The organism is Pseudomonas sp. R3.Fl (genome assembly GCF_023516765.1).
Taxonomy (GTDB): Bacteria; Pseudomonadota; Gammaproteobacteria; order Pseudomonadales; family Pseudomonadaceae; genus Pseudomonas; species Pseudomonas citronellolis.
Genome location: NZ_JAMGSO010000001.1, coordinates 1008215 through 1031098 on the forward strand (window position 1 = coordinate 1008215; position 22884 = coordinate 1031098).

Annotated in this window: 20 protein-coding genes; 7 read left to right on the forward strand and 13 right to left on the reverse strand. The window is 67.2% G+C overall.

Annotated elements, in window-relative coordinates:
* Window positions 1-26 precede the first annotated feature (26 nt).
* From M8R19_RS04040 to M8R19_RS04090, 11 genes are all read right to left on the reverse strand, one after another.
* Entirely contained in the window at window positions 27-296 is a 270-nt protein-coding gene (locus M8R19_RS04040) for a hypothetical protein (RefSeq protein ID WP_249917102.1), read from the reverse strand.
* Window positions 297-673: 377 nt separating this feature from the next.
* Window positions 674-1588 (reverse strand): polyphosphate kinase 2, encoded by a 915-nt coding sequence (ppk2, locus tag M8R19_RS04045; RefSeq protein ID WP_043266813.1) that lies wholly within the window; start codon window positions 1586-1588, stop codon window positions 674-676.
* A gap of 475 nt (window positions 1589-2063) precedes the next feature.
* On the reverse strand, window positions 2064-2516 hold the full coding sequence (locus tag M8R19_RS04050) for a PaaI family thioesterase (RefSeq protein WP_043266815.1): 453 nt from the start codon (window positions 2514-2516) through the stop codon (window positions 2064-2066).
* 81 nt (window positions 2517-2597) lie between these two features.
* On the reverse strand, window positions 2598-2996 hold the full coding sequence (locus M8R19_RS04055; RefSeq protein ID WP_245323053.1) for a hypothetical protein: 399 nt from the start codon (window positions 2994-2996) through the stop codon (window positions 2598-2600).
* 136 nt (window positions 2997-3132) lie between these two features.
* Window positions 3133-3603, reverse strand: coding sequence for a hypothetical protein (locus tag M8R19_RS04060; protein ID WP_074986477.1), 471 nt, complete (start codon window positions 3601-3603; stop codon window positions 3133-3135).
* 274 nt (window positions 3604-3877) lie between these two features.
* On the reverse strand, window positions 3878-4663 hold the full coding sequence (gene pstB, locus M8R19_RS04065) for a phosphate ABC transporter ATP-binding protein PstB (RefSeq protein WP_009619262.1): 786 nt from the start codon (window positions 4661-4663) through the stop codon (window positions 3878-3880).
* Complete coding sequence (gene pstA, locus M8R19_RS04070) at window positions 4663-5535, reverse strand: phosphate ABC transporter permease PstA (protein WP_074986475.1); 873 nt, start codon at window positions 5533-5535, stop codon at window positions 4663-4665. The genes pstB and pstA overlap by 1 nt, the downstream gene beginning before the upstream one ends.
* 1 nt (window position 5536) lies before the next feature.
* Window positions 5537-6502 carry a phosphate ABC transporter permease subunit PstC gene (gene pstC, locus M8R19_RS04075; protein WP_370311616.1) on the reverse strand — a complete coding sequence of 322 codons (966 nt, stop codon included), beginning with the start codon at window positions 6500-6502 and terminating at the stop codon, window positions 5537-5539.
* A 95-nt stretch (window positions 6503-6597) separates the two neighbouring features.
* Window positions 6598-7614, reverse strand: coding sequence for a phosphate ABC transporter substrate-binding protein PstS (gene pstS, locus M8R19_RS04080; RefSeq protein ID WP_074986470.1), 1017 nt, complete (start codon window positions 7612-7614; stop codon window positions 6598-6600).
* A gap of 253 nt (window positions 7615-7867) precedes the next feature.
* Entirely contained in the window at window positions 7868-8023 is a 156-nt protein-coding gene (locus M8R19_RS04085; RefSeq protein ID WP_181925984.1) for a hypothetical protein, read from the reverse strand.
* Window positions 8024-8085: 62 nt separating this feature from the next.
* Window positions 8086-9210, reverse strand: a complete 1125-nt coding sequence (locus M8R19_RS04090) for a M14 family metallopeptidase (protein ID WP_249917103.1) — start codon at window positions 9208-9210, stop codon at window positions 8086-8088.
* Between the two features lie 352 nt (window positions 9211-9562).
* Between M8R19_RS04090 and M8R19_RS04095 the strand changes: the two genes are divergently transcribed.
* The 4 genes from M8R19_RS04095 to M8R19_RS04110 all read left to right on the forward strand — a co-directional run bounded on the left by M8R19_RS04095 (window position 9563) and on the right by M8R19_RS04110 (window position 13043).
* Entirely contained in the window at window positions 9563-9835 is a 273-nt protein-coding gene (locus tag M8R19_RS04095) for a DUF1652 domain-containing protein (protein ID WP_009619255.1), read from the forward strand.
* A gap of 749 nt (window positions 9836-10584) precedes the next feature.
* Window positions 10585-11595, forward strand: a complete 1011-nt coding sequence (locus M8R19_RS04100; protein WP_249917104.1) for a GlxA family transcriptional regulator — start codon at window positions 10585-10587, stop codon at window positions 11593-11595.
* A 22-nt stretch (window positions 11596-11617) separates the two neighbouring features.
* Window positions 11618-11860 (forward strand): DUF1272 domain-containing protein, encoded by a 243-nt coding sequence (locus M8R19_RS04105; RefSeq protein WP_116423837.1) that lies wholly within the window; start codon window positions 11618-11620, stop codon window positions 11858-11860.
* A gap of 13 nt (window positions 11861-11873) precedes the next feature.
* Window positions 11874-13043 (forward strand): MFS transporter, encoded by a 1170-nt coding sequence (locus M8R19_RS04110; RefSeq protein WP_249920133.1) that lies wholly within the window; start codon window positions 11874-11876, stop codon window positions 13041-13043.
* A 642-nt stretch (window positions 13044-13685) separates the two neighbouring features.
* Here M8R19_RS04110 and nfuA read toward each other — a convergent pair.
* Window positions 13686-14270 (reverse strand): Fe-S biogenesis protein NfuA, encoded by a 585-nt coding sequence (gene nfuA, locus M8R19_RS04115; RefSeq protein ID WP_074983710.1) that lies wholly within the window; start codon window positions 14268-14270, stop codon window positions 13686-13688.
* Between the two features lie 184 nt (window positions 14271-14454).
* Window positions 14455-16743 carry a fatty acid cis/trans isomerase gene (locus M8R19_RS04120; RefSeq protein WP_249917105.1) on the reverse strand — a complete coding sequence of 763 codons (2289 nt, stop codon included), beginning with the start codon at window positions 16741-16743 and terminating at the stop codon, window positions 14455-14457.
* Window positions 16744-16918: 175 nt separating this feature from the next.
* Here M8R19_RS04120 and metH point away from each other — a divergent pair, with 175 nt between their 5' ends.
* From metH to M8R19_RS04135, 3 genes are all read left to right on the forward strand, one after another.
* Window positions 16919-20611, forward strand: coding sequence for a methionine synthase (metH, locus tag M8R19_RS04125; RefSeq protein ID WP_249917106.1), 3693 nt, complete (start codon window positions 16919-16921; stop codon window positions 20609-20611).
* 22 nt (window positions 20612-20633) lie between these two features.
* Window positions 20634-20984 (forward strand): 50S ribosome-binding protein YggL, encoded by a 351-nt coding sequence (locus tag M8R19_RS04130; protein WP_074983702.1) that lies wholly within the window; start codon window positions 20634-20636, stop codon window positions 20982-20984.
* 559 nt (window positions 20985-21543) lie between these two features.
* Entirely contained in the window at window positions 21544-22869 is a 1326-nt protein-coding gene (locus M8R19_RS04135) for an MATE family efflux transporter (protein WP_074983699.1), read from the forward strand.
* Window positions 22870-22884: the final 15 nt, after the last annotated feature.

Consider the following 22884-nt stretch of genomic DNA (forward strand, 5'->3'; position numbering starts at 1 on the left):
CAGAGGGCGTTTGCCTGGCGTGGCGCTCAGGTGCCCAGGTAGCGCTCCGGCCAGCGCAGCTCCCAGGCCTCCAGTTCGGTGCCGCTGGGTGGGCGGCAGCCGGCGCGCAGCGGCGCCACGGCCGCCGGCGGGCTGGGCGGGTCGCAGTGGATGGCGGGGTTGGCGCTGACGTAGCGGCGCGCGGCTTCGGCGCAGGCTGAGGCTTCGTCTTCACTGGCGCATACGATGAAGAACGTCCCCAGGAAGACCTTCCATGTGGGCGGATCACCATCGGTCTGTTCGATCCGGATGTCCATGGGCCCAAGCATAGCCACACATTTATTACGGGAAGGCGCAGGTCGTCGCCTGGGAGGTGGGCCGCCGGTCGGGGTGGTAATGCCAGGTTCAGCAGCGAGTGGATCGGTGGCCGAGGTCGGGCTCGACACCGAGTGGGCCGGTGGCCGAGGTCAAACGGCGGATAACGTCGAACATTATCCGCCCTACGCGAAGGTCGAGCCTGGCGTAGGGCGTATAACCGTTCGCGGTTATACGCCGCCTCACCTTTCTCATCGACCCTGCCTCGGTCGGGCCGGGGGAATGCGTGACCAGTGCCAAGCTCGACACCGAGCGGCCGGCGAGCGAGGTCAAACGGCGGATAACGTGGAACGTTATCCGCCCTACGCCAGGCCTGGACTCAATATTGCTCCGGCACCAGCATTTCCGCCGGAGTGGGAATGCGCACGTAGTCGGCGTGGCGCTGGCGTGCCGGCAGTTCGATGGGCTTGTGCGCCACTTCTTCGTAGGGCACCTGGCCGAGCAGGTGGTGGATGCAGTTCAGCCGCGCGCGCCTCTTGTCGTCCGCCTGCACCACCCACCAGGGCGCCTCGGCGATGTGGGTGCGTTCGAGCATGGTTTCCTTGGCCTTGGTGTAGGCCTCCCAACGGCGCCGCGATTCCAGGTCCATGGGGCTGAGCTTCCATTGCTTGAGCGGATCGTGGATGCGGCTGAGGAAGCGCAGGTGCTGCTCCTCGTCGGTAATCGAGAACCAGTACTTGACCAACTGGATACCCGAGCGCGCCAGCATGCGCTCGAACTCCGGCACGCTGCGGAAGAATTCCTCGTACTGCTCGTCGTTGCAGAAGCCCATCACCCGCTCGACACCGGCGCGGTTGTACCAGCTGCGGTCGAACAGCACGATCTCCCCCGCCGCCGGCAGGTGCGAGACGTAGCGCTGGAAGTACCACTGGGTGCGCTCGCGGTCGTTCGGCGCCGGCAATGCGGCCACCCGGCACACGCGGGGGTTGAGGCGCTGGGTGATGCGCTTGATCACCCCGCCCTTGCCCGCCGCGTCGCGGCCTTCGAAGAGCACCACCAGCTTGTGCCCGGTCTTGACCACCCAGTTCTGCAGCTTCACCAGTTCGCCCTGCAGGCGGAACAGTTCGCCGAAGTAGCGCTGGCGCAGCAGGTGCTGTTCGAAGTTTTCCAGGGTGTCGGCGCGCAGGCCGTCGAGGTCGTAGAGCTCCTGCCAGTCGAGCTCGAGTTCCTCGTCGCGGTCGTCGAGCGCCTCCTGGCGGATGCGCTGGGGCAGGGTCTTGTCGTTGAGCAGCATGGGGTCAGCACTCGCAAGGTCGGTATGGGCCGTCACTGGCTCCGTCACTCAGGCGTGACATTTTCATGACAGAAAAATGTAGTTACGACTGATGACAGAATCATGACAAAAGACCTTTCGAGCGCACGAAAAGCTGCGGGCCAGAGCGGTTGGGGATGGCAGGAGGCCATGAGAAGGATCGCGGACGGAGTCCGCTCCTACGGGGTGCACGTTGTAGGAGCGGATCTCATCCGCGAATCGCGCCGGAGCGTCCGGCTATCGCGGACAAGGTCCGCTCCTACGTTGTTTTCTGGGTTCCCGCGTTCGCGGGAATGATGTCGGAAAACACGATTCTTACCCCGTCATTCCCGCGAACGCGGGAACCCAAGCGACAGTTGCTCCTACGCTGCGTCGATCAAGGTGATCCCCGTAGGAGCGCGCCCTGCGCGCGAATCGCGGGCAGGGCCCGCTCCTACAGTCATTCCGGGGCGCAGGTTCAGGCGTCGATCACCGGGCGCTGTTTGTTCTGGTACTTGAAGGTGCCGCTGGCGGTGGCCACGGTTTCGCCCGCGGCGTTGCGGACTTCGGCTTCGCAGAAGGCGATAGAGCGGGTGCGGTGGCGGACCTGGCCGAAGGCTTCAAGCACTTCGCCGACGTCGCCGCCGGGGCGCAGGAAGCTGGTCTTCATCTCGACGGTCACGCAGCCGCGGCCTTCCTCGTCGGCATGGCTGCAGGCCAGGGCCATGGCCACGTCGAGCAGGCTCATGAGCACGCCGCCGTGGGCGTTGCGCCAGCCGTTGAGGTGTTCGCGCTCCACGCGCAGCACCAGGTGGCCGTCGTGCTCGCCGGCGCCGGCCGGCTGGTAGCGGAACTTCAGGTGGTCGAGAAAGGGAATCTCGATGCCACGGTATTCGGTGTAGGACTGCAGGTGCGAAGGGTCGAAGCTCATGGGCCATCCGGTGGAAGTTGACGGGCAGGATCATTTCAGCGCATCGGCCGGCCCTGGCGTATCACTCCTTGGGATGAATCTTCAGCGCCGCTTGCGGCTGCGCTCGCCGTCGCGCTGCAATTCCACCGCCTGGACGAACAACTCGTCCACCATCAGCGTCTGGATCGGTTCCTCGCACAGCAGCGACAGGCTCATGGATTCGATGGCCTGGTTGTATTCCAGGCGCGCGATGCCGCACAGCAGGATGCGCTGGTTGAAGCCGACGCGGCCGCGGTCGATCAGTTGCTCGCGGACGGTCTCGCCGTCCTGGTAGCTGACTTTCAGTGTCACCTGGGCGTCGCCGGCGGTGGCTAGGTGCAGCCACACCGCAACGTTGAAATCGGCGCGCCAGCCGCGCCCGACCTTCTTCGCCACGGCCTGCTGGATCAGGTGCCGGGGAACGTGGCTGATGAGTCTGCTGTGGGATTGCATGGAAGACATGTGCACAAACGTGGGTTCACTGCGGAAGACCGCAGTCTAGGCAAGGGAGTTCAGCGATGCAGCCAGCATCGGGTAGCGTCCCGTATCGGTTCCGATACAAGGCTTGAGGCCGGCGCGAGGGCCGGCCGGGGCGGGGTCAGCCGAGGAGATCGAGGCTGGGCTGGGTTCGTTCGACGCCATACATCTGCTTCAGGGCCACCGGAGTGGCAGTGGGTGCGACCGGCTGGCTGCCGGAGTCGGCCTGCTGCGTGATCTTTTCCCTGATGCGCTGGGCTATTTCGTTCTCGATGCGCTCGCGGTCCTCGGCGGGCATGGCGTCGAGCTGTTCCTGGGTGATGTCCATGTCCTGCATGACGCTGTGCCGCAGTTTTTCGCCGGGGCTGAGCTTCATGTAGGCGAGGAATTCGTCCAGGGGGCCGCCGCCACTCTGCGCGGCGCCGCCGGAGGATGCTACCGCGCCGGAGGGCGCCTCGCTCGTACCGCTCGTCGTCGCGCTCGCGCTGCTGGCGTTGGCCAGGTAGCTGGCGAACTCGCTGGCGCCGGCGACCACGCCGCGCACCAGCTTGGTCGCCAGGCTGATGCCGCTCAGGCCGTCGATGATGTTCATGGGCAGGTCTCCCGTGCCGAAGGGGGGAGCCTGTATCGGGCAAGAAACACGCCAGGATGCCGGCCGGTGGTCATGACGGCGCTGCCCTCCCCTGTAGGAGCGAGCTTGCTCGCGAACGGGCGTTCCCGGTTGCAGCGTTGCCGTGCGGTTCGCGAGCAAGCTCGCTCCTACGAAAGGCAAACGCCTGCCAGGCTGCGGCAAGGCTTTGCCGGCGCCGCAATGAAAACGCCCGCCGCGGCTTGCACCGTGGCGGGCGTCGGGGGAGCGCTGGGGCTCAGCCGAAGCGACCGGTGATGTAGTCCTCGGTCTGCTCCTTGGCCGGCTTGGTGAACAGGGTGTCGGTGTCGCCGAACTCGATCAGGTCGCCGAGGAACATGAAGGCGGTGTAGTCCGAGCAACGCGCCGCCTGCTGCATGTTGTGGGTGACGATGACCACGGTGAACTCCTGCTTGAGCTCGGTGATCAGCTGCTCGATGCGCCCGGTGGAGATCGGGTCCAGCGCCGAGGTCGGTTCGTCGAGCAGCAGCACCTGGGGCTTGAGGGCGATGGTGCGGGCGATGCACAGGCGCTGCTGCTGGCCGCCGGAGAGTCCCTGGGCGCTGGCGTTCAGCTTGTCCTTCACCTCGTCCCACAGGGCCGCGCCGCGCAGGGCCTGCTCGACGCGGTCGTCCATCTCGCGGCGGCTGACCTTTTCATGGTGGCGCACCGCGTAGGCGATGTTCTCGTAGATGGTCATCGGGAACGGCACCGGCTTCTGGAACACCATGCCCACCTGGCTGCGCAGGCGGTTCATGGAGTAGCCGGGGGCGAGGATGTTCTCGCCGTTGAGCAGCACCTCGCCGCGCGCTTCCTGCTTCGGGTACAGGGAGTAGATGCGGTTGAAGATGCGCAGCAGGGTCGACTTGCCGCAGCCGGACGGGCCGATGATGGCGGTGATGCACTTCTCCGGGATGTCCATGTTGATGGACTTGAGCGAACGGTGCTCGCCGTAGAAGAACTCCAGGTCGCGAACGCGGATCTTGGTGCGTTCGGCGGCGATGGCGGTGGTCATGGCAGTCATCAGGATGCCCTATTGCGCAGAAGGATGAGACGGGAGGTGAGGCTGAGCAGCAGTACGAAGAGGGTCAGCACCAGGGCGCCGGCCCAGGCCAGGGCGTTCCAGTCGCTGAAGGGGCTCATGGCGTACTGGAAGACCACGACGGGCACGCTGGCCATGGGCTTGAGCAGGTCGCTGCTCCAGAACTGGTTGCCGAAGGCGGTGAACAGCAGCGGCGCGGTTTCGCCGGTGATGCGCGCCAGGGCCAGGAGGATGCCGGTGATCACCCCGGCGCGGGCGGCGCGCAGGACGATCTGCAGGGTCAGCTTCCATTGCGGCACGCCCAGGGCCAGCGCGGCTTCGCGCATGGTGGTCGGCTGCAGCTGGAGCATTTCGTCGGTGGTCCGCACCACCACCGGGATCACCAGCAGGGCCAGGGCCAGGGCGCCGGCGATGGCGGAGAAGCCCACGCGGTGGTCGGTGAGGTAGTTCAGCGGCAGGATCACGCTGGTGTAGACGAACAGGCCCAGGACGATGGACGGCGCCGACAGCAGGATGTCGTTGATGAAGCGCACCACGGTGCCCATGCGGGTGTGGCGGGCGTATTCGGCCAGCCAGATGCCCGCCATCAGGCCGATGGGGGTGCCGATCAGCAGCGCCAGCGCGCTCATCAGCACGCTGCCGTAGAAGGCGTTGGCCAGGCCGCCCTCGGCCCCCGGCGGCGGCGTCATCTTGGTGAACAGGTTGAGGTTCAGCGCCTCGATGCCGTGGCTGATGGTGGTCAGCAGGATCCACGCCAGCCACATCAGGCCGAACAGGGTGGCGCCGCAGCTGAGCACCATGGCGGCGCGGTTCTTGAACGCGCGGGTGCGGTACAGGCTTTCGTTGCCGGCCATGTCACTTGCCCTCCTTCTGGGCCAGGCGCAGCAGCATCAGGCGAGCGGCGGCGAGAACGATGAAGGTGACCACGAAGAGCAGGAAGCCCAGGGCGATCAGCGAGGAGCGGTGCAGGTCGGTGTAGGCCTCGTTGAACTCGTTGGCGATCACCGAGGCGATGGAGCTGCTGGGCATCAGCAACGAGGCGGAGAAGTGCTGCGAGTTGCCCAGCACGAAGGTCACCGCCATGGTCTCGCCCAGGGCGCGGCCGAGGCCGAGGAAGATGCCGCCGACCACCGCCGAGCGGGTGTACGGCAGGACGATGTCCCAGACCACTTCCCAGGTGGTGTTGCCCAGGGCGTAGGCCGATTCCTTCAGGGTGGTCGGTACGCTGTTGAACACTTCGTTCATCACCGAGGTGATGAAGGGGATGATCATGATCGCCAGGACGATGCCGGCGCTGAGCATGCCGATGCCCAGCGGCGGGCCCTGGAACAGGCCGCCGATCAGCGGCAGCGCGCCCAGGTAGTCGTTCAGCCAGGGGGCGATGTGCTGGGCCATGAACGGGCCGAAGACGAACAGGCCCCACATGCCGTAGATGATCGAGGGGATCCCGGCCAGCAGCTCGACGGCCGCGGCCACCGGCATGCGCAGCCACGGCGGCGCCAGCTCGGTGAGGAAGATGGCGATGCCGAAGCTGACCGGTACGGCGATCAGCAGCGCCAGGAAGGAGGTGACCAGGGTCCCGTAGATCGGTACCAGGGCGCCGAATTTGTTGTTCACCGCATCCCATTCGGTGCTGGTGAGGAAGTCCAGGCCGAAGTGCGAGAAGGCCAGGCTGCCGCCCCACAGGGTGGAGCCGGCGACGCCGGCGAGCAGCAGCAGGACCAGGATCGCGGAGCCGAACATGGCGTTGCGGAACCAGCGGTCGTGGCGCTGGTCGCGCTGGGCGCGGTCTTCGGCTTCGGCGGCCTTCAGGTTGGGCATGGCGAGGGACGGTGAGGATTCGGTAGACATCGGTTCATCCAAGCAAGCGAACCGCCGCACGGGGTTCCGGGCGGCGGTCCTGGTCATTCACCCGATCAGCGGGCGAAGTCCGACTTCCAGTAGCCTTCGATGCGCTTGACCAGGGAATCCGGCAGCGCCACGTAGTCCAGGGCGGCGGCCTGCTGCTGGCCGTTCTCCAGGGACCACTTGAAGAAGTGGAAGGCGGCCTGGGCCTGTTCCGCGTTCTTCGGTTGCTTGTACATGATGATCCAGGTGGTGGCGGTGATCGGCCACGCGGTGTCGCCCGGGGCGTTGGTCATCAGCAGGTTGAAGTCCTTGGCGTTGGCCCAGTCGGCGGTGTCGGCGGCAGCCTGGAAGCTCTTGGTGTTGGGCTGCACGAACTTGCCGGCGGCGTTCTTCAGCGAGGCGTAGGCCATCTTGTTCTGCAGGGCGTAGGCGTACTCGACGTAGCCGATGGAGTTCTTGATCTGCTTGACGTAGGCGGAGACGCCTTCGTTGCCCTTGCCGCCCATGCCGACCGGCCAGGGTACGGTGGTGCCGAAGCCGATCTTGTCCTTCCACTCCGGGCTGACCTTGGACAGGTAGTTGGTGAAGTTGTAGGAGGTGCCCGAACCGTCGGAACGGCGGACCACGGTGATCTTGGTGGCCGGCAGTTTCAGCTCGGGGTTCAGCGCGGCGATGGCCGGGTCGTTCCAGTCGGTGATGCTGCCGAGGAAGATCTTGGCCAGGGTTTCACCGTCCAGGTGCAGCTTGCCCGGCTCGACGCCGTCCAGGTTGACCACCGGCACGATGCCGCCGATCACGCTGGGGAACTGGCCCAGGCCGGTGGCCTTGAGGTCGTCGGCCGACAGCGGGGCGTCGGAGGCGCCGAAGTCGACGGTGGCAGCCTTGATCTGGGCGATGCCGCCGCCGGAGCCGATGGACTGGTAGTTGATGCGATTGCTGGAAGACTTGCTGTATTCCTGGGACCACTTCGACAGCACCGGGTAAACGAAGCTGGAGCCGGCGCCGGTGACATCAGTGGCGTGGGCCAGGCCGGTCAGGGCCATGGAAGCCAGCAGGACGGACAAGCGGGTTTTGCTGAGCAGCATCACGTCAATACCTCAATATGGGAGGAAGTCCGGGAAGTCCCCGGTTGGTTAGAAGACGTGATGATTTAATGCCGTCAATGTGTACGCTTTATGACAGCGAGATTAATAATCCGAGTACTGGCAACTTAATGGCAGCGCGGGTGTCCGCCCTCCTCGGCCACTCGGCCACGCGGCCCGGCCAGGGCTGCCAGGGCAGGCGCCTTGCGCGCACCCGGCCGCGCGGGAAGCGGCGGCCGGGCACGTGGCGCGCCGGTCAGGCCGGCGTCGCGGCCAGGCGCGGGCGATGCTCGCCTGCGCGGTTCTTGCGGACTTCGCGGCGTTCGCGGAAGTCCAGTTCCTCCATGGCCTCCATGCGTTCCTGCAGGTCCTCGATCTCCTGGGGGGTCAACAGCTTGCGCGTCCTGTACATGGACACCTCCGCATGCAAGTTCCTCACTGCTTTAGACTGGCACGCGGCGGCGAAGATTCCAGTCAGCGCAGTTCTTCCACCAGGCTCGACAGGGTCGAGAGCACGGCGCCGGCCAGGCGCTTGGCGCGCGCGCCGCTCCAGCCGGTGCGGGCGTCCGCGGCCAGGTCGTGGTCCTTGAACGGCATCTCCAGGGTCAGCGCCAGGCACTGGTAGGTCTCGCCGACGTGGTTGCAGGCCAGCGTCATGTTGGCCTTGCCCGGCGCGCTGCGCGGGTAGCCATGCAGGCTCTGGAACTCGCCGCGTTCCTCCAGGCGCTTGCGGAACTCCGCTTCGAGGTAGGCCTGGCGCTCGCTGTAGCCGGGGTTGCCCTCGCAGCCGGCGGCGAACACGTAGGGGATTTCCTCGTCGCCGTGGATATCGAGGAACAGGTCGACGCCCTGCTGGCGCATGTGCGCCTGGACGAACAGCACTTCCGGGCTGGTCTCGGCGCTGGGCGAGGCCCAGGCGCGGTTGAGATCGGTGCCGGCGGCGTTGGTGCGCAGGTGGCCGCGGAAGGCGCCGTCGGGGTTCATGTTCGGCACCAGGTACAGCTCGGCGTGCTGCAGCAGGTAGTCGAGTTCGGCATCCTTCTGCTGCAGGCGCTCGATCAGGCCTTCCATGAACCATTCGGCCATGTGCTCGCCGGGGTGCTGCTGGGCGATCAGCCACAGCTTGCGCGTGGCCTGCGGGTTGCGGCGGATGCGCAGCAGCGGGATGTCGCGGCCCTCGATGCTGCGCCCGGTGGCCACCAGCTCGGCGCCGGCCTGCTCGATGGCCTGGCGCACCAGCGCGGCATGGCGCTCGCGGCTGTAGGGCTCGAAGTAGGCGAACCAGGCCCGGGGCTGCTCGGCGTCGAGGCTGAAGCGCAGGGATTGGCCGTCGTAGCTGCTGTCCACACGGAACCAGTCGCGCTGGTCGTAGGAGGCCAGCGCGCGGTAGCCCGGCCAGCCGCCGGTGTAGCTGGAGTGCCCGGCGTTGGTCAGGTTGAAGGTGTAGCGCTGGCCCGGGGTCAGGCCGTCGGCGCAGAAGTGGAACCACTGGAAGTGCGGGCTGTTCAGGTCCGGGCGCAGGGCCAGGCGCACGTCCTGCGGGTCGCTGGCATCCAGCACCTGGATGTTGCCGCTGTCGAAGTCGCAGCGAATCTCCATGAATCCTCCTCAGGCAAAAGCGGATGCAAAGCCCCTATCTTGCGGCGCCCTGCCCCGGCTGTCACGAATTGGCCGTGGAAAAGCCGGCCCAAGGGCACGCGGCCCCTGCGGCGCATCGGCGCACCCCGTCGCTCCGCTGCAAGCCGCATGGCAGAGCCATTTGCCGCCGTTTCCCGGCATATTGCCGGCAATTTTCCCGCTTCCAATGCGACAACCTTGTGCACAAAAGCGACAGGCGTTGTGACTTTTTGCGCGGCTCGCGGTGTCAATGGGCTGTACAGATCGGACGGATCAGTGAAGCGCCGTCCCCTTAACAGAGCAATGGATGACCTGCGCAGAGAGTGTAACCACCATGAACGCGACCCTTCGTTTCAACGAGGCTCTGCTGATCACCGGACGAGCCTTCCAACCCTTCCACTGCGTCACCTGGATCGACCAGTCCGGCGGCGACGGCAGCCTCGACCTGTCCGTGCTCGACCGCACCGGCACCCGCCTGCTGGGCCTGACGCGCATCCCCTGCACCGAATACTCCGACCCGGCGCGCCTGGCCGACCTGCTGACTCAAGCCCGCGAAGAGCTGAACCGCGAAGGCTATGACCTGCAGGAATGGCATATGCCGGAGTGAAGCCCAGGCCTTGTGGCCCGGAGCTGAAAAGCGCCGTTTTCCTCGGGGAGGGAAACGGCGTTTTTTATTTCCGGCAAGGCATTTTCGGGAGCGGGGGCGGGGTTGTAGGAGCGAGCTTGCTCGCGAACAGAGTTTCCCGGTTATTTCGGAGCCCGGCTGAACTCCGTCCCCTCTCCCCAACCCTCTCCCTGAAGGGAGAGGGAGCTGTCCTCTGCAGGTCGTGGGTTCGGCGTGATCCTGTGGCTGCTGTTGGCTGATGGGACTGCCAGGAGAATGCCGAACTTCCAGCTCGCTCCAAACGGCCCCCTCTCCCTGAAGGGAGAGGGGGCTGTCTTCTGCAGGTCGTGGGTTCGGCGTGATCCTGTGGCTGCTGTTGGCTGATGGGACTGTCAGGAGAATGCCGAACTTCCAGCTCGCTCCAAACAGCCCCCTCTCCCTGAAGGGAGAGGGGGCTGTCCTCTGCAGGTTGTGGGTTCGGCGTGATCCTGTGGCTGCAGCTGGCTGATGGGACTGCCAGGAGAATGCCGAACTTCCAGCTCGCTCCAAACAGCCCCCTCTCCCTCTGGGAGAGGGCTGGGGTGAGGGAGCGGAGTCAATCCAAGACACCTGCATCCCAGGAAACGCTGTTCGCGAGCAAGCTCGCTCCTACAAAAAACCACCGAGTAATTGGCAAGATCCGTGGGGCCCATGTCATTGCCGCCACTCCCCACCCGGCGCACACTCCCGGTAAACCCTGAGAGCCGCCCGCCATGCCCGCCACCCGCCGCATCGCCAGCCTGATCTACCCCGACGTCATGAGCCTGGACGTCACCGGCCCGCTGCAGGTGTTCGCCTCGGCCAACGTCGAGCGCCAACGCCAGGGCCTGCCGGCGCCCTACGAACTGCTGGTGCTGGGCGAAAACGAAGGCCCCGTGGCCACCTCCGCCGGCCTGCGCATCTGCGCCGACGCCGCCTGGGCCGATACCGACGCAGCCAGCCTCGACACCCTGCTGGTACCCGGCGGCCTGGGCGTGGAGGCGCAGTGCGCCAACCCCGCGCTGCTGGCCTGGCTGCGCGCCGCCGAGGGCCAGGTGCGGCGCCTCGGCTCGGTGTGCTCCGGCGCCCTGCTGCTGGCCGCCGCCGGGGTACTCGACGGGCGCAGCGCCACCACCCACTGGGCCGACGTCGACACCCTGCGCGAATGCCACCCCGCAGTCCACGTGCAGGGCGACCGCCTGCACACCTACGACCCCAGCCGCCGCGATGGCGACGACCACGTGTTCACCTCCGCCGGGGTCACCGCCGGCATCGACCTGGCCCTGGCGCTGGTGGAGGCTGACCTCGGCCGCCCGCTGGCCCTGGCCGTGGCGCGGCGCCTGGTGATGTTCCTCAGGCGCCCCGGCGGCCAGGCGCAGTTCAGCACCTGGCTGACTCCCGAGCCGGTGCGCGCACCGCGCCTGGCCGCGTTGCTGGAGTGGATCCCGGCCAACCTCGGCGCCGACCTGTCGCTGGAAGCCCTGGCCGAACAGGCCTGCATGAGCCCACGCACCCTGTCGCGGGTGTTCATCGCCGAACTGGGCGTGGCGCCCGGCCGCTATGTCGAGAAGGTCCGCCTGGAGGCCGCCCGCGCCCTGCTGCAGGACGCCCGGGCGTCGATCGCCACCGTGGCGCGGCTGTGCGGCTTCGGCCACCCGGAGAACCTGCGGCGCACTTTCCACAAGCACCTGGCGGTGAGTCCCCAGGAATATGCCGAACGCTTCGGCCAGCTCACCGACGCCTGATCCCAGCCAGAAGGACCTCGCCATGCTCGAACTGCGCCCCAACTGCGAATGTTGCGACCGCGACCTGCCGGCCGATAGCACGGACGCGCGCACCTGCACCTTCGAATGCACCTTCTGCCGCGACTGCGCCGAAGGCGTGCTCGGCGGCGAGTGCCCGAACTGCGGCGGCGAGCTGCTGCAACGGCCACGGCGGCCGAGCGAGGCGCTGCTGCGCCACCCGGCCTCGACGCAACGGGTGCTCAAGCCCGGCGGCTGCCAGAACTGAGGGCGCGGACATGCTGCTACTGCGCAACGGCGCGCTGCGCCTGCTGTTCCTCGGCCAGGCGCTGTACTGGTCGTGCTCGCTGATCGGCATCACCCTGACCTCGCTGATCGGCGCGCAACTGGCGCCGCTCAACGGCCTGGCCACCCTGCCCCTGGCCCTGCTGGTGCTGGGCAACCTGCTGGCGGTGCAGCCGCTGTCGCTGTTCATGCAGCGCCACGGCCGCCGCCCCGGGCTGATGCTCGGCGCCGCCGGCGGCGTGCTCGGCGGGCTGACCTGCGCCCTGGGCGTGCAACTGGGCTTGTTCTGGCTGCTGTGCCTGGGCGCACTGCCCATCGGTGGCTACCAGGCCTCGGCGATGTACTACCGCTTCGCCGCCCTGGAAGCGGTGGGCGAGACCGAGAAAGGTCGAGCCAGCGCCTATGTGATCGGCGGCGGCGTGCTGGCCGCACTGCTAGCTCCGGGCCTGGCGCTATGGGCCCGCACGGCGCTGCCCACACCCTTTGTCGGCGCCTACCTGGCCATCGCCGCGTTGGCGCTCGTCGGCCTGCTGCTGATGGCGCGCCTGCGCGAAGGCGCCGCGCCACGCCCACCCCATGGAGGCCTGGCGGCCATGCACGCCCTGCTGGGCCGGCCACTGGTACGCGCGGCCATGGCCTGCACCGCCGCCGGCCACGGCCTGATGATCCTGATCATGAACGCCACGCCGCTGGCCATGCAGTTCTGCGGGCTGTCCCTGGAAAGCTCGGCGAGCGTGATCCAGTGGCACATCCTCGGCATGTTCCTCCCGGCCTTCGTCGCCGGCCCGCTGGTGGACCGCCTGGGCAGCCGTCGCGTGGCCCTGTTCGGCATCGCCCTGCTGGCGGCCAGCGCAGCCGTGGCCCTGGCCGGCCTGGACCACGGCCACTTCCTGGCCAGCTCGCTGCTGCTGGGCATGGGCTGGAACCTGATGCTGGTGGCCGGCACCACCCTGCTCGGCGAAGGCCACGGCGCGGACGAGCGCGGCCAGGCGCAGGGGCTGATGGAGCAAGGCAACAGCCTGATGGCGGCGCTGATGTCGTTCAGCTCCGGCGCGCTCATCACCAGCCTGGGCTGGAGCGCGGTGAACCTGCTGGTGTGGCCGGTGCTGGCGTTCACCCTGGCGCTGCTCTGGCCGGCGCGCCGACGCCAGCCGGCCAGCGCCTGAGCCACGGTATTCCTCCCCCCGTAGGAGCGGACCTTGTCCGCGATAGCCGGCCATCCCGGCGCGATTCGCGGATGAGATCCGCTCCTACGCCGCCCCACCCGCGCCATTCCATGTAGGAGCGCGCCCTGCGCGCGAATCGCGGGCAGGGCCCGCTCCTACAGGTCGCCGGGAGCCACGGTATTCCTCCCCCGTAGGAGCGGACCTTGTCCGCGATAGCCGGCCATCCCGGCGCGATTCGCGGATGAGATCCGCTCCTACGCTGCCCCACCCGCGCCATTCCCATTGTAGGAGCGCGCCCTGCGCGCGATTCGCGGGCAGGGCCCGCTCCTACAGGTTACCGGGAGCCACGGTATTCCTCCCCCGTAGGAGCGGACCTTGTCCGCGATGGCCGGACATCCCGGCGCGATTCGCGGATGAGATCCGCTCCTACGCCGCCCCACCCGCACCATTCCCTTGTAGGAGCGCGCCCTGCGCGCGAATCGCGGGCAGGGCCCGCTCCTACAGGTCGCCGGGGGCACGGTATTTCTCCCCCGTAGGAGCGGACCTTGTCCGCGATAGCCGGCCATTCCGGCGCGATTCGCGGAACCACGCGCACAAAAAAGCCGCCCCGAAGGGCGGCTGTTTTGCCGAAACACCCACCACTCAGTAGTAGGCGTTTTCCTTGTTGCTGTGGTCGGTGACGTCGCGCACGCCCTTCAGTTCCGGGATGCGTTCGATCAGGGTCTTCTCGACGCCGTCCTTGAGGGTCATGTCGACCATGCCGCAGCCCTGGCAGCCGCCGCCGAAGCGCAGCACGGCGATGTTGTCCTCGACCACGTCGACCAGGCTCACCTGGCCGCCATGGCTGGCCAGGCCGGGGTTGATCTCGGTCTGCAGGTAGTAGTTGATGCGTTCGGTGATCGGGCTGTCCTCGTTGACCATCGGCACCTTGGCGTTCGGCGCCTTGATGGTCAGCTGGCCGCCCATGCGGTCGGTGGCGTAGTCGACGACGGCGTCTTCCAGGAAGGGCTCGCTGATGCCGTCGACCCAGGCGGTGAAGTCCTTCAGGCCGATCGGGGTGTCTTCCGGCTTCTGCTCGCCCGGCTTGCAGTAGGCGATGCAGGTTTCCGCGTACTGGGTGCCCGGCTGGGTGATGAAGATGCGAATGCCGATCCCGGGGGTGTCCTGCTTGACCAGCAGTTCGGCCAGGTAATCCTGGGCAGCTTCGGTAATGGTGATGGCGCTCATGGCAACTCCTCGCAAACGTGGAGGCAGTTTACGCCATTCGCCCGCCCCGGATAAAGCCCTACCAATTTAGTAGGAATAATTCGCAGTTGGCCGGATGCCCCTCCCTGTAGGAGCGAGCTTGCTCGCGAACAACCCCGCTGCGGGCTTGGGTTCGCGAGCAAGCTCGCTCCCACAGGGTCAGCCGTCAGAGGTTCTCGTAGCGGTTCATGTCGAGGATGCCCGCCTCCACCGGCTCGGTCTCGCGCAGGTAGGCGTCGAGGTCGTGGAAGTAGCGCCAGAACTGCGGGTTACTGCGGCGGATACCCCAGCGTTCCACCACCTTGTCGAAGTCTTCCTGGCTCTGCACGCGCTCCAGCGCCGAGACGAAGTCGCCGGCCTCCTCCGCCTTGAGGTCGAACATGAAGTTCGGGTAGCTGGAGAGCACGCCCGGGTAGATGGTCAGGGTGTCCAGCCCCGGCTGGTAGCGCAGCGACTCGCCGAGCATGAAGGCGACGTTGCTGTGCGCGCGGTTACGCAGCGCCGTGTAGATCTCGCGTTTCCCGCCGGGCAGCTCGACGCGCAGGATGGTCGCCTCGGGGAATTGCTCGATCACCTTCAGCCCCGCCGCCGGGCGGCTGACCAGGCGGCTGAAGGCCTGCTCGGCGTCCTGCAGCGGGCGCGGGACGCTGCGCCGGTAGCAGCCGCCGTCCTGGCACAGGTTGATCGGGTCGGGCCGCGCATCGAGGCTGGCGTAGCGGCTCAGCAACTGCACGGCGAAGGCGTTCTTGGCGCCCTTCTCCGGCAGGTCCAGGCCGGTGGGCGCGTCGTTGTCGAGGTTCTGGTAGTCCAGCCACATCTTCAGCCGGCCGCTGTTCTGGTACCAGTCGTCGAGCAGGTGCTTGCGCGCGGCCACCGGCATCAGGCGCAGGAAGTTCTGCTCGGCGCCATTGCGGATCAGGTCGAAGTACAGGCGCGTCTGCGCCTGGTGCGAGACGTTGCCGTAGACGTCGAAGTTGACCACCAACTGGTAGTAGGTGCGCTCCAGCAGCGGGTAGTCCATCCACCACAGCGTCTGCGGGACGCCGCCGATCAGGCCCTTGCGCACCGAGGCGCTGTCGTACTGGCGGAAGATCGACAGCAGCGCGTTGTCGTTGCCGCGCCAGATGTCCGCCCAGGTCGGCGCCGCGGCCTCTTCGTAGGCGTCCAGGCGCAGCGCCTCGTATTCGTTGCGCTTGTCGCGGTAGCTGGTCCATTGCTGGAGCATCTGGCCCATGTCGTCGATCTGCCCGGGCAGGCCCAGCAGCGGCGTGGCCTTGGCCCGGTACGCCGGGTCGGTGACGTAGAGGTCGTGGGCCGGATCCTGGAAGATCGCCCAGAAGTTGTCGCGGATCACGTCGGTGGCGATCTGCCCGCGGCACACCGGGCCGCGGATGAAGGTGCGGACGAAGTACTCGGCGTTGTCCAGCATGAACTGGTAGCGCGCCCGCGCCGGGATAGCGGCGAAGGTCTCGAAGGGGTTGGCGCGGTGCTGCAGGCCGTAGCCGGGCACCTTGTCGGCCGCCCAGGCGTCGGCGAAGAACAGCTCGCGGGTATGCGCCAGCTTGGCCGGGCTCAGCGGGTAGGTGATGTGCGTCTTGTGCACGATCACGCCCTGGATCGGCCACAGGCGGTAGTAGAAGGCCGCCCCGGGGTCGTCGTTGGGCCGCCGCGTGGCGATGGGGTCGATGGGCTGGCCGCTGGGCGTGCGCGAGCGCACCAGTTGGAAGAAGTGCCCCGGCGCGCCCTGCTCTTCGAAATACAGGTGGGCGAGGAACAGGTGCTCGTAGAGCCAGCGCGAAACCAGGCTCTCGCGGGCGCCGGGCTGGTTCAGGAAGCGCTCCCATTCGGCGATCTGCCGCGCCTCGCCGGCGCTGGGCTGCCAGGCCTGCTCGTCCACCGGCGCGCCCTCGGCCAGCCATCGCTTCAGGGTGGCGTACTGCTGGGCGCTGAGGCCGGTGACGGCGAAGGGCATGCCGCTGCGCGGGTTCTTCTGCACGAACTCGTCGATGCTGTCCGGCGTCGGGCACTGGTTGCTGCGGTTGATCGACAGGTCCAGGCCCTCGGGGATCTTCGCGTTGGGCACCAGCGGGTGGGCCTGGCCGAGGTCGAGCATGCGCTGCATCAGCGCCGCCTGGCCGCCGCGGGCGTCCAGCACCGACCAGAAGTCCTTGCGCCGCCAGGCGTCGGCGCCGTGGGCATCGAGGAACAGGCGCGTGGTTTCCTGGGCCTTGGTGCGCGTGCCGTCGTACACCGGCAGCTTGTTGGCGCCGCGCTGGGCGCCCTCGGCGGCGCTCAGGTTGAGCTGGCACGGCGAGTCGTAGCAGGCGTGGCAGGCCACGCACTTGTCGGTGAAGATCGGCTGTATGTCCTTGCTGTAGGAAATGCCGGCTGCCTGGGCAACGGCTGAAAGCAGCATGAACGCAATGGTCAACGCAAAGGATGCGCGCAAGGACATCGGTAACTCCCTACCTCGTGAATAGGCGGATTCTAGCGGCTCCGCGGGCTTTTGCGGCCAACCGATGGCCGGTACAACATGAACTGCGCTCATGTAAAAGCCCGGTCAGCTCAAATCCCCTGCAGGTTTGCTATCATCAGCGACCCTTTGCCACAGCCGTTTCCAGGTAGTTCCCATGTCCGATCGTGCCGCCCGCCAGCAAGCCCTGCAGAAAGCCCTGAAGGAGCGCATCCTGATCCTCGACGGCGGCATGGGCACCATGATCCAGAGCTACAAGCTGCAGGAAGAGGACTACCGCGGCGAGCGCTTCGCCGACTGGCCGAGCGACGTGAAGGGCAACAACGACCTGCTGCTGCTCAGCCGCCCGGACGTCATCCAGGCCATCGAGAAAGCCTACCTGGACGCCGGCGCCGACATCCTCGAGACCAACACCTTCAACGCCACCCAGGTGTCCCAGGCCGACTACGGCATGGAAGAACTGGTCTACGAGCTGAACGTCGAAGGCGCGCGCCTGGCCCGCGAAGTGGCCGACGCCAAGACCGCCGAGACACCCGACCGGCCGCGCTTCGTCGCCGGCGTGCTGGGCCCGACCAGCCGCACCTGTTCGATCTCCCCGGACGTCAACGACCCGGGCTACCGCAACGTCACCTTCGACGAGCTGGTGGAGAACTACACCGAGGCCACCCGCGGCCTGATCGAGGGCGGCGCCGACCTGATCCTGATCGAGACCATCTTCGACACCCTCAACGCCAAGGCGGCGATCTTCGCCGTGCAGGGCGTCTATGACGAGCTCGGCTTCGAGCTGCCGATCATGATCTCCGGCACCATCACCGACGCCTCCGGCCGCACCCTGTCGGGGCAGACCACCGAGGCCTTCTGGAACTCGGTGCGTCACGCCAGGCCAATTTCCGTGGGCCTGAACTGCGCCCTCGGCGCCAAGGACCTGCGCCCCTACCTGGAAGAGCTGGCGAACAAGGCCGGGACCCACGTCTCCGCGCACCCCAACGCCGGCCTGCCGAACGCCTTCGGCGAATACGACGAGACCCCGGCGGAAATGGCCGAGGTGGTCGAGGAGTTCGCCGCCAGCGGCTTCCTCAACATCATCGGCGGCTGCTGCGGCACCACCCCGGCGCACATCCAGGCCATCGCCGAGGCGGTGGCCAAGTACCCGCCGCGGGTGATCCCGGAAATCCCCAGGGCCTGCCGCCTGTCCGGTCTTGAGCCGTTCACCATCGACCGCAGCTCGCTGTTCGTGAACGTCGGCGAGCGCACCAACATCACCGGCTCGGCCAAGTTCGCCCGGCTGATCCGCGAGGAGAACTACACCGAGGCCCTGGAAGTCGCCCTGCAGCAGGTGGAAGCCGGCGCCCAGGTGATCGACATCAACATGGACGAGGGCATGCTCGACTCCAAGGCGGCGATGGTGAAGTTCCTCAACCTCATCGCCGGCGAGCCGGACATCTCCCGCGTGCCGATCATGATCGACTCCTCCAAGTGGGAAGTGATCGAGGCGGGCCTCAAGTGCATCCAGGGCAAGGGCATCGTCAACTCCATCTCCATGAAGGAAGGCGTCGAGCAATTCAAGCACCACGCCCGGCTGTGCAAGCGCTACGGCGCGGCGGTGGTGGTGATGGCCTTCGACGAGGCCGGCCAGGCCGACACCCAGGCGCGCAAGGAAGAAATCTGCCAGCGCAGCTACGACATCCTGGTCAACGAAGTGGGCTTCCCGCCGGAAGACATCATCTTCGACGCCAACATCTTCGCGGTGGCCACCGGCATCGAGGAACACAACAACTACGCGGTCGACTTCATCAACGCCTGCGCCTACATCCGCGACAACCTGCCCTACGCGCTGAGCTCGGGCGGGGTGTCCAACGTGTCCTTCTCGTTCCGCGGCAACAACCCGGTGCGCGAGGCCATCCACTCGGTGTTCCTCTACTACGCCATCAAGAACGGCCTGACCATGGGCATCGTCAACGCCGGCCAGCTGGAGATCTACGACGAGATCCCGAAGGAGCTGCGTGACGCGGTGGAGGACGTGATCCTCAACCGTACCCCGGAAGGCACCGAGGCCCTGCTGGCGATCGCCGACAAGTACAAGGGCGACGGCGCCGCCAAGGAAGTCGAGGACGAGGAATGGCGCGCGCTGCCGGTGGACAAGCGCCTGGAACACGCGCTGGTCAAGGGCATCACCGCCTTCATCGTCGAAGACACCGAGGAGTGCCGGCAGCAGTGCGCGCGGCCCATCGAGGTCATCGAGGGCCCGCTGATGAGCGGCATGAACGTGGTCGGCGACCTGTTCGGCTCGGGCAAGATGTTCCTCCCGCAGGTGGTGAAATCCGCCCGCGTGATGAAGCAGGCGGTGGCCCACCTGATCCCCTTCATCGAGGCGGAGAAAGGCGACAAGCCCGAGGCCAAGGGCAAGATCCTCATGGCCACGGTGAAGGGCGACGTGCACGACATCGGCAAGAACATCGTCGGCGTGGTGCTGGGCTGCAACGGCTACGACATCGTCGACCTCGGCGTGATGGTGCCGGCGGAGAAGATCCTGCAGACCGCCATCGCCGAGAAGTGCGACATCATCGGCCTGTCCGGGCTGATCACGCCGTCGCTGGACGAGATGGTCCACGTCGCCAAGGAAATGCAGCGGCAGAACTTCAGCCTGCCGCTGATGATCGGCGGCGCCACCACCTCCAAGGCGCACACCGCGGTGAAGATCGACCCGCAGTACAACAACGACGCGGTGGTCTACGTCACCGACGCCTCGCGCGCGGTGGGCGTGGCCACCACCCTGCTGTCGAAGGAAATGAAGCCCGACTACGCGCGCAAGCTGCGCGAGGAGTACGCCGAGGTCCGCGAGCGCACCGCCAACCGCAGCGCCCGCACCGAGCGCCTGAGCTACGCGGCGGCCATCGCCGCCAAGCCGCAGTTCGACTGGGCCGGCTACCAGCCGCCGGTGCCCACCTTCACCGGCGTGAAGGTGCTGGAGGACATCGACCTGAACGTGCTGGCCGAGTACATCGACTGGACGCCCTTCTTCGTCTCCTGGAACCTGGCCGGCAAGTACCCGCGCATCCTCAGCGACGAAGTGGTCGGCGAAGCCGCCACCAGCCTGTTCAACGACGCCCAGGACATCCTGCGCAAGCTGATCGACGGCAAGCTGATCAAGGCGCGCGCCGTGTTCGGCTTCTGGCCGGCCAACCAGGTCAACCACGACGACCTGGAGGTGTACGCCGAGGACGGCCACAAGCTGGCCACCCTGCACCACCTGCGCCAGCAGACAATCAAGCCCGACGGCAAGCCGAACTTCAGCCTGGCCGACTTCGTCGCGCCGAAGGGCAGCGGCATCAAGGACTACGTCGGCGGCTTCATCACCACCGCCGGCATCGGCGCCGAGGAAGTGGCCAAGGCCTACGAGGCCCAGGGCGACGACTACAACGCGATCATGGTCAAGGCCCTGGCCGACCGCCTCGCCGAGGCCTGCGCCGAATGGCTGCACGAGCGCGTGCGCAAGGAATACTGGGGCTACCAGCCCGAAGAACACCTGGACAACGACGCGCTGATCCGCGAGCAGTACGTCGGCATCCGCCCGGCCCCCGGCTACCCGGCCTGCCCGGACCACACCGAGAAAGGCACGTTGTTCCAGCTGCTGGACCCCAAGGGCCTGTCCGGCGTCACCCTCACCGAACACTACGCCATGTTCCCGGCGGCCGCGGTCAGCGGCTGGTACTTCGCGCATCCGCAGGCGCAGTACTTCGCCGTGGGCAAGGTCGACAAGGACCAGATCGACGCCTACAGCGCCCGCAAGGGCCAGGACGTGGCGGTCAGCGAACGCTGGCTGTCGCCGAACCTGGGCTACGACGCCTGATCCGCCTTCCAGGAGCGAAAAAATGAAATACCTCTCCCCCGAACAGATGGAAAAACCGCGCAAGCGCCGCCTGCGCAAGAAACTGCGCCTGGCCGAGTTCAAGGAACTGGGCTTCAGCCTGGAAGTGAACTACAGCGGCGACCTGGACGAAGTGCTCGACCAGTGGATCGCCTTCGTCGAATCCCAGGGCTGGCTGTTCGTCGGCGGCGCCACCGAGGACGGCGAGTTCACCGGCTACCTGTGCCTGAACGCCGTCGGCAGCCTCGACGAAGCCGACCGCGAAACCGTCCGCCAGTGGCTGCAGAGCCAGGCCTGGTGCACCTCCTCCGAGCTCGGCGAGCTGAGCGACTGCTGGCACGGGTTGCTCGACTGACGGAATCGCAAACGGAGTCCGCTCCTACGCTGCCCCACCCACGCCATTCCCCTGCACGCGATTCGCGGGCAGGGCCCGCTCCTACAATCCACCGTGAGGCATGGCGTTTCCCCGTAGGAGCGGACCTTGTCCGCGATAGCCGGACATCCCGGCGCGATTCGCGGATGAGATCCGCTCCTACGCCGCCCCACCCGCGCCATTCCATGTAGGAGCGCGCCCTGCGCGCGATTTCGCGGGCAGGGCCCGCTCCTACAGTTCGCCGGGAGCCAAGGTATTCCTCCTCCCGTAGGAGCGGACCTTGTCCGCGATAACCGGACGTGTCGGCGCGATTCGCGGATGAGATCCGCTCCTACGCTGCCCCACCCACGCCATTCCCATGTAGGAGCGCGCCCTGCGCGCGATTTCGCGGGCAGGGCCCGCTCCTACAAATCACCGCAACCGACGACCGCACGGGCAACGCCGCGCCCGTTACGCTAGGCTTTGCCGTGAGGGGCGCGGTCACCGGCACGCCGCCGCCCTCGACCAACAATCGCCGGATCACCTGCAGTTCGGGGACGCCATGCTAGAGCGCGAGCGCCTTCGCAATATCCTCTGCCTGGGGCTGCCGATCATCGGCGGCATGCTCAGCCAGAGCCTGCTCAACCTGGTGGATGCCGCCATGGTCGGCCACCTCGGGGAAAAGTCCCTGGCCGGTGTGGGCATCGGCAGCTACGCCAACTTCGTCGCCATTTCCCTGGTCATGGGCCTGGGCGCCGGCGTCCAGGCGCTGGTGGCGCGGCGCCGCGGCCAGGGCCGCGACGGCGACCTGGCCGCGCCGCTGAACTGCGGGCTGCTGGTGGCCCTGGGCCTGGCCCTGCCGATCAGCCTGGCCTGCCTGCTGTTCGCCAGACCCATCGTCAGCCTGCTGTCGCCCGACCCCGAGGTGCTGGCCATCGGCGTGCCCTACTTCGAGTGGCGCACGCTCTCGGTGCTGGCCGTGGGCCTGAACTTCTCCTTCCGCGGCTACTGGAACGGCACCCGGCGCTCGGGCACCTACATGCGCACCCTGGTGGTCATGCACCTGGCCAACGCCGCCATCAGCTACAGCCTGATCCACGGCCTGTTCGGCCTGCCGCGCATGGGCGCGGTGGGCAGCGGCCTGGGCACCACCCTGGCGCTGTACCTGGGCTCGGCGATCTACGCCTGGATCACCTGGCGCGACGCCCGCCGGCACGGCTTCCTCGCGCGCCGCCCGAGCGAGCGGGAAATCCGCGTGATGCTGCGCCTGTCGCTGCCCAACTCGCTGCAGCAGTTCTTCTTCGCCGCCGGCATCACCCTGCTGTTCTGGATCATCGCCCAGGTCGGCACCCGCGAGTTGGCGGTGGCCCACGTGCTGATCAACCTGGCGCTGTTCCTGATCCTGCCCGGCATCGGCCTGGGCATGGCCGCCACCACCCTGGTCAGCCAGTGCATGGGCGAGCGCGACTTCGACAGCGCCCACCGCTGGGGCTGGGACGTGGTCAAGGTCGCCGCCTGCGGCCTGGCGCTGCTGGGCACGCCGTTCTGGATGTTCCCCGAGGCGATCCTGCGGCTGTTCGTCAGCGACCCGGCGCTGATCGAGCTGGGCCGCGTGCCGCTGATGTTCACCGGCCTGGGCATGGTCATCGACGCCACCGCCCTGGTGCTGACCCAGGCGCTGCTCGGCGCCGGCGCCACGCGCACGGTGATGGCCGTCAGCCTGGGCAACCAGTGGCTGTTCTTCCTGCCCCTGGCCTACCTGGTCGGCCCGGTGCTGGGCGGCGGCCTGCTGGCGATCTGGAGCATGCAGATCATCCAGCGCGGCCTGGCCTCGGCGATCTTCGCGGTGATGTGGCAGAAGCGCCAGTGGACGCAAATAGAACTCTGAGGCCGGCTATGCTTG